General features: G+C 60.5%; 13 protein-coding genes. 4 read left to right on the forward strand and 9 right to left on the reverse strand.

What is annotated here, in order from left to right; genetic code table 11:
- Positions 1-48 precede the first annotated feature (48 nt).
- The 4 genes from AC07UX_RS20305 (at position 49) to AC07UX_RS20320 (ending at position 3,893) form a co-directional block, all read left to right on the forward strand.
- Positions 49-918 carry a LysR family transcriptional regulator gene (locus AC07UX_RS20305; RefSeq protein WP_008830653.1) on the forward strand — a complete coding sequence of 290 codons (870 nt, stop codon included), beginning with the start codon at positions 49-51 and terminating at the stop codon, positions 916-918.
- Positions 915-2,069: a TDT family transporter gene (locus tag AC07UX_RS20310; protein ID WP_230588550.1), complete on the forward strand. Its 1,155-nt coding sequence runs from the start codon at positions 915-917 to the stop codon at positions 2,067-2,069. Before AC07UX_RS20305 ends, AC07UX_RS20310 begins: the two co-directional genes overlap by 4 nt.
- Positions 2,070-2,154: 85 nt before the next feature.
- Complete coding sequence (locus AC07UX_RS20315) at positions 2,155-3,405, forward strand: molybdopterin-dependent oxidoreductase (RefSeq protein ID WP_008830651.1); 1,251 nt, start codon at positions 2,155-2,157, stop codon at positions 3,403-3,405.
- An 11-nt stretch (positions 3,406-3,416) separates the two neighbouring features.
- Positions 3,417-3,893, forward strand: coding sequence for a hypothetical protein (locus AC07UX_RS20320; RefSeq protein WP_008830650.1), 477 nt, complete (start codon positions 3,417-3,419; stop codon positions 3,891-3,893).
- 113 nt (positions 3,894-4,006) lie between these two features.
- Here AC07UX_RS20320 and AC07UX_RS20325 read toward each other — a convergent pair whose 3' ends face one another.
- The 9 genes from AC07UX_RS20325 to AC07UX_RS20365 form a co-directional block, all read right to left on the reverse strand.
- Positions 4,007-4,744, reverse strand: coding sequence for an LPD7 domain-containing protein (locus tag AC07UX_RS20325; RefSeq protein ID WP_495193786.1), 738 nt, complete (start codon positions 4,742-4,744; stop codon positions 4,007-4,009).
- 1 nt (position 4,745) lies between these two features.
- Positions 4,746-6,548: a type IV secretory system conjugative DNA transfer family protein gene (locus tag AC07UX_RS20330; RefSeq protein WP_495193818.1), complete on the reverse strand. Its 1,803-nt coding sequence runs from the start codon at positions 6,546-6,548 to the stop codon at positions 4,746-4,748.
- Positions 6,538-7,551, reverse strand: coding sequence for a P-type DNA transfer ATPase VirB11 (gene virB11, locus AC07UX_RS20335; protein ID WP_495193787.1), 1,014 nt, complete (start codon positions 7,549-7,551; stop codon positions 6,538-6,540). Before virB11 ends, AC07UX_RS20330 begins: the two co-directional genes overlap by 11 nt.
- Positions 7,548-8,747, reverse strand: a complete 1,200-nt coding sequence (gene virB10, locus AC07UX_RS20340; RefSeq protein WP_495193788.1) for a type IV secretion system protein VirB10 — start codon at positions 8,745-8,747, stop codon at positions 7,548-7,550. Before virB10 ends, virB11 begins: the two co-directional genes overlap by 4 nt.
- Before the next feature lies 1 nt (position 8,748).
- On the reverse strand, positions 8,749-9,591 hold the full coding sequence (locus AC07UX_RS20345; protein WP_211152280.1) for a TrbG/VirB9 family P-type conjugative transfer protein: 843 nt from the start codon (positions 9,589-9,591) through the stop codon (positions 8,749-8,751).
- Positions 9,588-10,280, reverse strand: a complete 693-nt coding sequence (locus tag AC07UX_RS20350; RefSeq protein WP_495193789.1) for a VirB8 family type IV secretion system protein — start codon at positions 10,278-10,280, stop codon at positions 9,588-9,590. The genes AC07UX_RS20345 and AC07UX_RS20350 overlap by 4 nt, the downstream gene beginning before the upstream one ends.
- A gap of 402 nt (positions 10,281-10,682) precedes the next feature.
- Positions 10,683-11,690, reverse strand: a complete 1,008-nt coding sequence (locus tag AC07UX_RS20355; RefSeq protein ID WP_495193790.1) for a type IV secretion system protein — start codon at positions 11,688-11,690, stop codon at positions 10,683-10,685.
- Between the two features lie 39 nt (positions 11,691-11,729).
- Entirely contained in the window at positions 11,730-12,047 is a 318-nt protein-coding gene (locus tag AC07UX_RS20360) for a hypothetical protein (protein ID WP_495193791.1), read from the reverse strand.
- Positions 12,047-12,763 carry a type IV secretion system protein gene (locus AC07UX_RS20365; protein ID WP_069064586.1) on the reverse strand — a complete coding sequence of 239 codons (717 nt, stop codon included), beginning with the start codon at positions 12,761-12,763 and terminating at the stop codon, positions 12,047-12,049. Before AC07UX_RS20365 ends, AC07UX_RS20360 begins: the two co-directional genes overlap by 1 nt.
- Position 12,764 lies beyond the last annotated feature (1 nt).

A 12,764-nucleotide genomic window follows, 5' to 3' on the forward strand; every position in this document is an offset into this window, starting at 1 on the left:
TTGGAGTGATTGATAGGGCTGAGGTATCGATGGTGACAGGAGATCACCATGACCCTTGAACAATTGCGCATCTTTGTAGGTGTCGCCGAACGCGAACATATGACGCGGGCCGCAGAGGCACTGGGCGTGACCCAGTCCGCCGCCAGCGCCGCGATTGCCACACTGGAAGCCAGACATGACGTTCCGCTCTTCAACCGCGTGGGTCGCGGCATCGAACTGACCGAGGCGGGTCGCATGTTCCTCGATGAGGCACGCGCCGTCCTTGGCCGCGCCGCGACGGCGGAGCTTACCCTGGCCGAGTATGGCGGCCTGAAGCGCGGAACCCTGCGCCTTGTCGCCAGCCAGACCATCGCCAGCTACTGGCTCCCTTCGCGCCTCGCCCAGTTCCACAGCCGTCACCCGGCGATCCGCGTCGAACTCGCAATCGACAACAGCGAAGGTGCGGCAGCGCGGGTACTGGATGGCCGCGCGGAACTGGGCTTTGTCGAAGGTTCGATCGACCAGCCCGCACTCGCCCACTGGAAAGTCGGCGAGGACCGGATGCTGCTTATCTCGGGGCAGGCTGTCGATACCATCAATGAGGACTGGGTGCGCGGCGCCAACTGGATCGTGCGAGAGCACGGGTCCGGCACGCGGTCGAGTTTCGAGGATGTGCTGCGTGATCGCGGTATCGATCCGGCAGACCTGGACATCGCCATGACGCTGCCGTCCAACGAAGCCGTACGGTCTGCTGTCGAGGCCGGCGCTGGCGTCGCGGTCCTGTCCGAACTGGTGGTGCGCCGCGCGCTTGCTGCGGGGCACCTTCATGAATTGCCGCTCGCGATGCCAGCCCGTCCATTTGAGGCGTTACGCCACAAGGAACGGTATCGCACTCGGGCAGCCGACGCGCTGACCGAACTGGTCAAGGAGTTTGGATGATGACCACGGATATCAAGCCCATCCTCGAAGGGATGCGCCCGCTCAGCCGGCTCGATCACCCGCGCGAGATGATCCGCCAGTTCACGCCCAACTGGTTTGCCGCAACCATGGGCACGGGCATCCTTGCGCTGGCCCTCCCGCAGATGCCGGGCATCGGCGCTTCGCTCAAGCCGGTGGGAGAAGTGATGTGGTTCTTTAACATCGGGCTCTTCACCCTTTTTACCGCGCTCTATACCGCGCGCTGGATCCTGTTCGGCCACGAAGCGCGGCGCATCTTCGGGCACAATACCGTATCGATGTTCATCGGCACGATCCCGATGGGCCTCGCCACGATCATCAACGGCTGTCTCGCATTCGGTATCGCGCGCTTCGGCGAGGGCATCGTGCCGGTCGCCACGGTCTTGTGGTGGATCGACGCCGCCATGGCGGTGAGCTGCGGTGTGCTGATCCCGTACTTCATGTTCACGCGCCACCAGCATTCACTCGATGGGATGACGGCGGTGTGGCTGCTGCCGGTCGTGGCGGCCGAAGTGACGGCTGCCAGCGGAGGACTGTTGGCGCCGCATCTGGCGCAGGGCAGCGCACAGTTTGGGATGCTCGTCACGTCCTACATCCTGTGGGCCTATTCGGTCCCGGTCGCCTTCAGCATCCTGGCGCTGCTGATCCTGCGCATGGCGCTGCACAAGCTGCCGCATGAGGGCATGGCCGCATCGAGCTGGCTGGCACTCGGCCCCATCGGCACCGGCGCGCTGGGCATGCTGGTTCTGGGCGGCGATGCGCCTGCGATCATGGCCGGGCATGGGCTGGCCGATGTCGGCGCTGTCGCCCAGGGTATCGGCACAATCGCCGGCCTGCTGCTCTGGGGGTTTGGCCTCTGGTGGCTGGCGCTCGCCTCGCTCATCACCTGGCGCTACTGGCGGGCAGGTATCCCGTTCAACCTTGGCTGGTGGGGTTACACCTTCCCGCTAGGCGTCTTCACCGTGGCAACCTTTCGCCTTGGCACGACCCTGAACCTTGCCTTCTTCGGTATCGTCGGCACCGCCCTGACCCTGGCGCTCGCGCTGATGTGGATCGTGGTGGCCGCCAAGACCCTGATCGGCGGATGGCGCGGCAATCTGTTCGTATCACCCTGTATCGCCGCTACAAACTGATCGGGCATTGCGATCAGTAACGGCGTTCTGATCGCTTGCTTGTCACAGCAGCACCCGCCACCATTTTGCCCGAGAGGATACGACCATGGACAGACTGGATGCTGAGCTCGCGGCCGAAACAAGCCGCCGCCGTTTCCTGCAGAATGCCGCGCTCGGCGGTGCAGCCATCGCTGCCGCACCCGCTCTGGCGCAAGGCATCACGCAGGGTCTGACCGACCTGCATCTCCCCGGCGGCAATGCGCAGCGCCCAATGACGAGCGCATTTCCCGGCAAAGGAAGCATGATCCTCCAGCGCGTCCATCCGCCGTTGCTGGAAACACCGATGGATGTCTTCGACCGAGATGTGTTCACCCCCAATGACCAGTTCTTCGTGCGCTGGCATTGGGCGGACATCCCGACCTCGATCGACGTCGATGCCTTCCGGCTCACTATCCGCGGGCACGTCAACAAGCCGATCGCAATCAGCCTCGAACAGCTGATGCGCCTGCCGCGGGTGGAGATGGCCGCGGTGAACCAGTGCTCGGGCAATTCGCGCGGGCTGTTCCAGCCCCGCGTCCCCGGCGCGCAGTGGGGCAACGGGGCGATGGGCAATGCGAAGTGGCTCGGCGTGCGCCTGCGCGATGTGCTCGATCTGGCCGGGGTGAAGGCGGGGGCGGTCCAGGTCCGGTTCGGGGCGCTCGATCAACCTGTGGTCGCCGGTGCCCCGGACTTCGAGAAGGCGCTCGACATCGATCATGCCCGCGACGGCGAAGTGATGATCGCCTTCGGCATGAACGGCACGCAGCTGCCGCTCCTCAACGGCTTCCCGATCCGGCTGATCGTGCCGGGCTGGTACTCGACTTACTGGGTCAAGATGCTGAACGACATCGAGGTCTTGCCCGGGCCTGATGACGAATACTGGATGGCCAAGGCCTACAAGATCCCGGCGACGCCGGGCGCCAATGTAAAGCCCGGCGCCAAGGACTTCCCAACCGTTCCGATCAACCGCATGATCCCGCGTTCGTGGGTTACCAGTCTGGGCGAAGGTCAGCGGATCGCACACGAGGCCTCGATCCCGCTCGGCGGTATTGCCATGGGCGGCGACTGCGGCGTGGCACGGGTCGATGTGTCCACCGACGGCGGTCGCCACTGGTTTGCAACCAAGCTCGGACCGGACCACGGGAAGTACAGTTTCCGGCGGTGGGACGCCCAGGTTCCCTTGCCCGGCCCCGGAAAGACGTCGCTTATGTCGCGCTGCTGGAATACGGCAGGCGTCGCACAGCCGATGGCGCCGATCTGGAACCCTGGCGGTTTCATGCGCGGCAATATCGAAACCACTACCATCGTGACGGCATAAGGAGCTTTGGCATGAAAGCGCCAACCCCAGGCATGCTGGCCGTCGGACTGCTCGGCGTGACCGTCTTCACCCTCATGATGGTGGGCCCTCCCGGCAGCTACACCCCGCTGCCCGAACCCCAATCCACAGGGCCTACACCCAGCAGCATTTCCGTGAACGGCTTTACCATGACCTCGGATACGGTCGATCTTCCTATCGATGAGCAGCAATATCCCGATGGCCCTCATGCCGATGTCATCAATGCGAATTGCACGTCTTGCCATTCCGCCAGCATGGCGATGACCCAGCCAGTGCTTTCAGCGGACCAGTGGAAGGCAACGGTCACCAAGATGAAGGATGTCTACAAGGCTCCCGTGGCGGACAAGGACATTCCGGCTATCGTCGACTATCTGACGGCGATGAGTGCAGCGCAGGATGGGGCGCCGACCGGAAAGGCTCAGGATACCGCCCCCGGCACCGCGCCGGATGCCTCCGGAGGAACGGGTTGAGGCGCCAAGCTGCGTAACGTCTGCTTTCAGGCGCTACCCTAGGAGCATTGAGCGGCGGGAATGGGCGCTAAGCGGCCGAGTCGATATATTTAGGGTGTGCCATGTGGCACACCCTATCGTCCCCCGATCGAACGGGACTTCTGCAATATCTGGTCCTGGGCCATCTCTCGCACTCGCTGATCCTGACGGGCCTTTACCTCGACACCAGAGATCGTCTCGCCACGTCCGATCCTAGCAGCGACATCTTCCTTGCGCTCTGCGATAAATTCGCGCTGTCTCCCCGGCTCGTTCGGAAAGCGGTCGGTCGCAATGGCCATGGCAAGAGCAACATGGCTTTGGGCTTTTCGCAATTCTGGGTCTTTGGCGTTCTGCACATCGGTTTGCCTGCGGAAACGCTCCGCGAGGTCTTGGCGCGGTTCGGGCTGCTCCTTGGCATCACGTGCCTGATTGGCTGTGCGAATGGCCTGGTCGGTCATGGCTGGCTTGCCTGCTTGGCGAGCCAGTTCACGGTCAGCGGCAGCCTGCGTTTTGGAATCAGGCAGATAGCCGTCAATTTTTAGCCCCTGAGCGGATGCGGCGAGGAATGCCGCTCGTTTGAACTCTTCGTCACCGCTGATCTTGAGCGATGTCCAACCGTTCTCCTTGGCGAGCCTGATGAGGTCGGGAAGGGCTGCCTGATCCTTGGCCTTGATGCGATCGGCGGTAATGGTCGCCACCGGCTCTTTGTCATGTGCGCTGCGATAGAGCTTATCGCCCACGCGGAGGAAGCGGCTTTCCAGATCAGCCGGGATTTCCATGTGCCGTCTGCGCCGATCGCCTTCGGCCTCGATATTGTCGGTCCGGTCCACCATGTTATCGCTCCTGTTCGATCACACCTACACGTTCGTTTCCGCGTTGCTCGGCCGCCACGTCGATGAGCATGTCGGGCAGATCCTGAATGACGATGCAGTCCATCGCGAACTCCATCGGGTCAGGGTCAGTAAGCTGGTCAAATGTGGGTTCGACGCAGCTTGGTAGATCTTCGTCATCATGGACAATGCGCGGGATGTTCGCGACTTCTGGAGCTGCCAGGACGCGAGAGCGGAACAGCCCGTCGGCGTAGTAGCGGATCTTGTCCCCGTGGATGGGAGGGATGCCACCGCGCAAGAGCAGCAATTCTTCCTGTGGGAACTGCATCAGCTCTTGGGGGAGAAGCAGCGCGCGCCGCTGGTCCGACATCGACTTGGAGCGGTTCGCCAATATGCCGTGTATCGTAAGTGACTTGGTGATGGCTTCCTGTCCGACATAGCCAATCCGCTCTGACAATTCGTTGGCGACGCGCAATTCCTTCGGCGTGAATGCGACCTCCACACCGCAATTGGCCACGATTTCGTTTGCGACATGCTCGCCATAGACAGCGCGGAGCTGGGACCGGGACTGAATGACCGGAAGCAGGCGGATGCCGTAGCCTGCCACATAGGAGAAGGCACTGGCGATGACCTGGGCGCGGCCGATCCGCGCAAATTCGTCGAGAATGACCAGAACCTGATGCGGAGTGGTTGCATCGGGCAACGCGCGAACATTGAGATCAATGAGCTGCTGGAACAAAAGATTGTAGAGAGGGGCAACGCGATCCAGTTCGTCCGGTGACACACCAAGATAGATCGACATAGGCTTGGTGCGCAGAGCACGCAGGTCGAAATCGCTATCTTCGGTCGCGGCATCGACACGCGGATTGAGCCATAGGCTCAATTTGGATGTCACGGTCTGCACGATACCGGCAAAGGTATTGTCCGCGCCGGAGGTGAAGTCGGCCAGCGCATTGCGGCAACCCTGGGAAAGTTTCAGCGATCGATCATCCAACACACGGCGGAAGAAGCCGCGCGTGTCGCCTGTGGTCATCAGCCGATAGATGCTGCCGATCGTAAAGGGCTGATCCGCGACCGCGAGGTATGCGCCAACGCCAACAAAGGCGGTCCGCGCAGAATCCGTCCAGAAAGGTTCCCCCCGCTCTGGCGGCACGAACAGCATGGTAGCGATCTTCTGAAGTTCGATCACGACCTGATCGGGATCATCGCGGTCGATGTAACCGAGCGGATTGTAGCGCGCCGTCCTTCCCTCCGGGTCTGTCGGGTTGAACAGGAAGACAGATTGGCCGTGTTTCTGCCTGAAGCCCGCCGTCGCATCCCAATTTTCCCGTTTTACGTCGAGAACGACTACGGAATCCTGCCATGAGAGCAGATTGGGAATGACGATGCCCACACCCTTGCCGGAGCGGGTAGGGGCTTCAACGATGGCGTGTTCGCTGCCGCCGAACGTGAGAAACTTGCCTGCCCGCTTTCCAAGGACGATCCCGTTACCCGCGCGAAATCCAGCGCGGCGGATTTCGCTTTCCTTCGCGAAGCGTGCGGCACCGTGCAACGGCGGTTTGCGCTTGGCGAGCCACCACAGCATGATCCCGGCCAAGAGGAGTCCGACGACCAGACCAGCACCTAGCGCCTTCAGCACCACCGGATCATGCCGATAATACCAGAAGAATGCCGGCATCTTGAACGGATCAAATTTTACGCTCGGCAGATCAAGGTAGAGCCAGGCCACGACCGATGCGATCGCAAAGGCTAATACGAGCGCGATCGGAATACCGGCAACGAGGATGGTGCCCCTCTTAGGCGGCATGGCGTGCTGCCGGATCATAGTAGATCTCGGTCATGCGGAACTCACCGTCGATTTTTTTCATCTGAACGACGACATCGACAAGGATTTTCAAAAGCGAACGGATGTCATCTCGGGCGAGATCTGCGCCGCCTTCGCTTTCCTTCACGAGCAGCGTCAATTGCTCGAATGCCAACTCGGCCGAGTCCGCATGGATTGTAGTAATCGATCCTGGATGACCACTGTTGACGTTGCGGAGATAGAAGAAGGCGGTTCCGTCCCTCAACTCCTGAAGCAAGATGCGGTCGGGCCTCATGCGCAGCGCGCTTTCCAGCAGCTCTTTGGCCGTGACCTTGGCTGTGCCGGTGCCATCCTTGCTGTAAATCATATGGACGACGTTCTTATGCGGAACGACCAGCTCGCGCGTATCCTCGATCGTCAAAAGCCGCTCGTTCTCCGGGATTAGCTGGATCAGACCCTTGGAGAAGGTTGTTTTGCCGGAACCCGTTGCGCCTGAAATCAGGATATTGAGCCGGCTCTGAACCGCCAGCTCGAAAAACTCGATATGGCGCCCCGCATGAAGAAGGCCCTGAAGGCGCTCTTCCATGCTGCTGACCCGCTTGCTTGCCACCTTCGTTTCCGCGAACAATCCGCTGGCCTCGAAATCCTTCATCGAAAGCGTTTTCGTCGATGGTTTGCGCACCGTGATGGAAACGGTCCCGTCAGGCACTACCGGCGGAAGGACAAGCTGGACGCGCTCGCCGGTCGGGAACATCGTCGAACAAATCGGTGTCTCGCGGGAAACGTCCTGCGATGTGTAGGCCGCAGCGGCGGTTGCGAGCTGGTTGAGCGAGTCTAGCGTAAGGGCTTCCTCGTGTTCCCAAGTCCATCCTCCGCGCCGCTCGATACCGATGATCTCAGGTTCGTTGATGACGACTTCCGTGACGTCGGCATCATCGAGGTAGCGGCGCAACGGGCGTACCGCATGATCGAGGACCGCCGTGTTGCGAAACCCCACGGTGCTCATTTCAGGGCCAGTCCATAGACTTGCGAAAAGTCGAAATCCTTGGCGACGGTAATGGCCAGTTCGGTTCCTTGGTTCACCCTGACAATAGGGCGGATCTGCTGCGTGTCCTGCAACACCTGCGATGTAGTATCTCCTGGGGTGCGAAACACGGTCGAGCCTGCCGAACTGACCGCCTGACCCGCGATCTGGCCGCCAGCATCGAGCACACTGAAGAGCATGGCGGCACCGAAGCGCTGCCAGAAGAAACGGTCGATCTTGCCCGTGACGCCAGCGCGTCCGAGTGTGTCTGAGGCCGGGGAGCCGATGTCGATAGCAACACCGCGCGGTGTGACGGCGCGCGTCCACATCGCAAACAGCCTATTTTGCCCTCGCTGCAACCCCCCCTGATATTCACCGAAGACGCGAGTGCCCTTTTCGAGCAGCACCACTCTCCCGTTATCCGAATAGATGTCGCGAGGAATGATGCAGGTCGTGTATCCTGGCACGGTGCTGTCCATCGCCGTTTGAAGCGTGCAGGGAAGGATTGCGCCGGCAGTCACAAGATAGTTTCGATCCCCGATCATGCGCGCCGATACAGTGCCGATTGCGGAGGTTTGCTTCAAGCCGTCGAGTTTGGTCGAAGGTGCTCGACCACTGCCGGTCTTGTCTGGTGCCGATGGGGCGCTATTCGCCCCGTCGTCCGCAGCATGACCCATGCTTTGATTGCCGTTGTAAGCGATAAGAGTCGACCGGCGGGCGCTATCGCTCAGCTGCCTAGCCTCGTTGGCTCGGCGTTCGGCTTCACCAGCCTGCCTGCTTTGTTGTTGGCCGCCTGCGCCATATGGTGTGATCGGTTGACCGTCGGGGCCGATCGCAGGCACCTGTTCACCCGCGAGGGCGACCGGCGCATTCGGATCGCGTGGTGCGGTAGCAAGTGTCGGCGCAATGACTGTATTGGGATCGTATGGAGCTTCCACCGCTGGAGGCGGAGCCTTTCGCTTCGCATCTGTAATCTGTTTGCTGCCTCCCGAACCTGTGACGAGGGTAAGGATTGTGAAGATTGCTGCGCCGCCAAGCGCGGCGCCGGCAATCATCTTCTTATTATCCCACTGGACGGCGTTGAGCGAAGGGATCTTGTTGGCCCGGTCCGCTGCCGGTGTGCGGTCGATCTCATTCACGTCAGGCGTGGCATCGACGTCAAATCGCTTATCGGACACATCAGTTCTCCGTCGTGCGCTCGACCACTTCCGATGCCGTGTCCGTTTTGGGGTCGCGGCCATAGAAGCTGGGGTTTTCGTTGTAGATGCACAGGACAACCTTGCCCCTGCGAAGGCGCATTTCCTTGTAGACGCCGTGGATCACGACAAACTCGTCCCGCACGTCAAAGGGGGCCGTTGCCTCGCTGCCGTCAGGATTAACGGTGAAAAGGGCCGGTATCTCACGCTGATTTGGAAAACGGAGGACCGTGAATTGCCCATTGTCGCTGATCTCGGAGGGCTGGAGATCCGATGCACCTTGAACCTGATATGCAAGGTTCCGTTTTCCTTCGAGCACCCCAATATCGAGGGCCGTTTTGACCGCCCCATTCTGTAGCGCGAGAGCTTCATTTAGTTTCGCGCGCTGGGCGGCCAGTTGGGCTTGCTGTGCCTCATATTCGGGATAGCGAAGACGAACCTTGAAAAACGTACCCCCCGATCGCGCACTTGCAACGGCTGCCAGTTCGAAGGTGTAATTTCGCTTCGTGCCTTGAAAGTCCGTGACGACGATCAGGTTGGTCGCACCCGCACGCTCGCGAGGTTTGACGAACAATGAATTTTCCGCGGGCGCCACTTCCCACGAAACGGTGTCGCCCATGGCAACGAACTTGATGACCTCGCCAGGAGCAAACTCAATCTGCGTCGCCGTGCGGAAAGCGCTGCGGACCGAGATGACATTACCGTCAGTGTAGTTGACCTCCCTGATCCGAACGTCTGGGCCAAGTTGGCGGGGGGTCTGCTCCGCTAGTGCCGGTACAGGCGCGAGAGCGAGGATGGCGGTGGCCATGAGAAGTGTGGGTTTCATCGCGTCGGAACCTCCGCGTCTGCTCGGTAGGACCGCACCTGAAACCCGAGCGGGTTAGCGTATCGACCAGATTCCGTTTCCGGTTTCGACAGCACATCGAATGTGATCGTTGCGATGGCAGGTGTCTCAATTGCTTGCTGGTCGCGCTCAAGCCGCTTGACGAACCGGACCTGGGCGACAGTCGGAGAGATGAAAGCAACGGAGCGGATTGCCACAAACACGGCGTCATTGGCAGTGAACTGGTTCTGCGGGGAGTCCGGGTTGTCCTTCCGGTAGAAGGTCGTCCAGCGCGTCTGCTCCTCCCGATTGGAAAGGGCGAGCACCTTGCGGAAGAACTCTTCCCGTGCCTGCGGAATCCATCCTTCACGGTTGCGCACATAGTCGGCGAGGAAATATTTGCGAACCGCCTCATCATAGGTGATCGCCTTATCGCCGCGCAGTTCCTGCGTGACGTCCGTTGCCCCCGTCGATCGATCAACGGTGACGACATAGGGCACCACGGTCTTCAACGGAGACAAGGCCATCACCGAGCCGACGCTTACTACCGCCAATGTTGTCGCGACGCCTGCAACGATCCACGCCAGTCGGCGTGAACGCGCGGCTACAACAAACCTGTCTCGATCCCAGCTTTCCGCTTCTGCGAAATATGCCTTGAGATCTTCGTCTTGGTTTCTCACGCCGATCGCCATGTCAGCAGCTCGCAAATCGAGGGAGAAGCGCCGCGCTGGCGCTTGAAGAAGTCGTCACCGCGCTGATTGCTGGCACCTTCTCGGCATGGGATGTGTCGGTCGCTTGAGGCGCAGTAGATTGCGCGTCAGACGGGAATAGATTGGTCGCAGGAGGCGCTGAAGCGTCCGGCGTCGCCTGCCCATCGGGTGTGCCACGTGGCACAGTTCGGCTTGTTGTTGCCGCTGCGGATCGCTCAGGCACGGTCGGCAGTACAGTGCCATATGGGTTTGCTGGGCGCTTATGCTTGCCGTTACAGCGCGCCAGCTTCTCGTCCTTTGCGGCGGTCGCAGGCGTTGATGGCACGAGCGACACGAGAGCAAGGACGGCAATGGCTGATCTGATCGTCATTCCATCTCTCCGGGCTAGTTGGTACGACTGAGAGTGCCGCCAGTGGCGCGGCTTCCGCCCCCGCCACGGCGAGCTGCGCGCCATGCGCGCGCCGCAGCAGCAGAGGGGGCATTCGACATGGCGCGGCCCAGCATGGGCGCGACGTTGCCGGTTGCAGCGTTCGCGAATTGTGTCGCGAGGGACGCGCCGCCTCCGCCTAGGCCAGCGGCGAGACCCGGAATTTGTAGGAAAAAGAAGAACCCCAGCACGTAAAAGGCGATGGCCCGGATCGCGATGACCGGAATGTTGGTGTCTCCGGTGAAGGCTTGACCCATGAAATCTTCGCCGGTGTTGCGGATGAAGATTGTCAGCAGCAGCGCGAATGCGACCAGCATCACATAATTGATGACTGAGCCAAGCCACGAAAAGAAGAACGACCGCGTAGACTCAAAGAGCAATGCCGCGACGAAAATAGGGCCAACAACGGCAAGGAGAGCTAATGAAAAAAGCGCAAAGGCGCAGATGGTGAAGCCCAAAGCCGCTGATAGAATGGCTAAGACCATCAGGATTAGGCAGTAGATACCCGTGAAAAATATCTCGACGATATTATTCGGCAGACCCACTAGGTTTTTACCAGCGGCAGCGGTCCGAACATCTTGAATTTCGGTGATTTTCACCACCGTATTCGATGCGCCTCTCACAATTTGATCGAAGAAATCGCCTAGTCCGGTGACGCTTGGCCCGCCTACCGCCGTCGCTACATCGCGAGGAAGGCCGTCCATCGTAAATAGGCTGACAGACGCTCCGTAGAGCGTCGTCACCGCGAACACGAGCGCGGCCAATTTCATTCCACGAAACACAAATTCGCGGAATGGATATTCAACGGCTCCGCGAAGAATCGCGATACCGAGAAGGATTATATAGATGGTGACGCCCACGCGAAGAAGGCCTGAAATCCAGCCCACGACGCCAGCGTAGGCTGAGATTACACCGGCCAAAGCGTCACTGAGATAGGCAAACATGGTCTGGAAGAGGTTTCCCACTGTCCTACCCCTTGCTTGATCGTGAGCAGGGCAATGGCATCACACACCCATGCCTTTCTTAAATTCGTCGCGGTCCTTCCGGGATCTCAGCAGTTCGTTGGCGGTATCGACATTGTTGCACGTAGAGACGACGATTGAAGGCCAACTAGCAGGCGGACGCTGTGATGATTTCCAGTCCGCACAGACTGCTTCCATCTCTTGGCGCTGCGGTTGATTTTCCGTGTAGAACGCCACATCGCGAAGTGGCATGTCCGATCTCAGGTGATCGCCGGTCTGATCTTTTTCAGATGGAGAGCAACCACTGATGAACGTAAGGGCCACGGCGATGCCGAGGTATTTTTGGACCGTGGGGGTCATCAATCTAATCCCATGCCAGCCTTAAAACTCGCCCGATCGGACTGCTGAAGGGCGACGTATCGCTGATAGTCCGCCTCAGCTTTCGCACGGCGCTGAAGCTCAACCGCCTGCAACGCCATCTGGTCATTCATCATCTGCGCCTGTTCGAGCTGTAGGCGGGCGGACATATCGGCTCGCTCGGCGGCCGAGGTGGCATTGCCGAGGCGCCCCCGAAGCTCATCCAGCCCTTCGCGGCGGCTTGTCACTGCATCGCCGACGTTGCTGGCAAGGCCGGTAGAAACGGCCGCTTCACGCGCGCCCTGTTCGTAAGCGGCGCGCTCGCTTTCCGTGGCCGCTTGCGAGGACCGACCTATGAGATCCTGATAAACGTCATTCGCCTTGCCGCGCAGACCGCCGACCACATCGACATTGCCGCTTGTGTAGCCGTCCAGGCTGGACGAGGACACGTCACTGGTGCGCAGCATGTCGCTCTTGAGTTGGTTGGCGACATTGCTGATGTCCGTCGCTTTGTTGAGGTCGCGATACAGCGACTGCGCCTGCTCAATCTGCTGCTTGCCCTGGAGAATGGCCTGCCTCGCCTGCTCCAGTTGCTTGATCTGCTGCGCGAATGCACGGGGATCGAACACGATGCCCGTGCCGAGTTGGGCCTGCGCCGTCCCGGCGCACAAGAGCGCTGACCCTGCCAGCGCGATGGAAACAGCTTTCAAGCGACGCATG

It is taken from the genome of Sphingobium sp. GW821-FHT02B05 (genome assembly GCF_059421905.1).

Bases quoted from the DNA above. Each gene is read 5' to 3' on its own strand.
- AC07UX_RS20330 (WP_495193818.1), bottom strand. From the start codon at position 6,548: ATGCCGCCTAAGAGGGGCACCATCCTCGTTGCCGGTATTCCGATCGCG.
- AC07UX_RS20310 (WP_230588550.1), top strand. From the start codon at position 915: ATGATGACCACGGATATCAAGCCCATCCTCGAAGGGATGCGCCCGCTC.
- AC07UX_RS20320 (WP_008830650.1), top strand. From the start codon at position 3,417: ATGAAAGCGCCAACCCCAGGCATGCTGGCCGTCGGACTGCTCGGCGTG.
- AC07UX_RS20305 (WP_008830653.1), top strand. From the start codon at position 49: ATGACCCTTGAACAATTGCGCATCTTTGTAGGTGTCGCCGAACGCGAA.
- AC07UX_RS20365 (WP_069064586.1), bottom strand. From the start codon at position 12,763: ATGCGTCGCTTGAAAGCTGTTTCCATCGCGCTGGCAGGGTCAGCGCTC.
- AC07UX_RS20350 (WP_495193789.1), bottom strand. From the start codon at position 10,280: ATGGCGATCGGCGTGAGAAACCAAGACGAAGATCTCAAGGCATATTTC.
- virB11 (WP_495193787.1), bottom strand. From the start codon at position 7,551: ATGAGCACCGTGGGGTTTCGCAACACGGCGGTCCTCGATCATGCGGTA.
- AC07UX_RS20345 (WP_211152280.1), bottom strand. From the start codon at position 9,591: ATGAAACCCACACTTCTCATGGCCACCGCCATCCTCGCTCTCGCGCCT.
- AC07UX_RS20325 (WP_495193786.1), bottom strand. From the start codon at position 4,744: ATGGTGGACCGGACCGACAATATCGAGGCCGAAGGCGATCGGCGCAGA.
- AC07UX_RS20360 (WP_495193791.1), bottom strand. From the start codon at position 12,047: ATGACCCCCACGGTCCAAAAATACCTCGGCATCGCCGTGGCCCTTACG.
- AC07UX_RS20315 (WP_008830651.1), top strand. From the start codon at position 2,155: ATGGACAGACTGGATGCTGAGCTCGCGGCCGAAACAAGCCGCCGCCGT.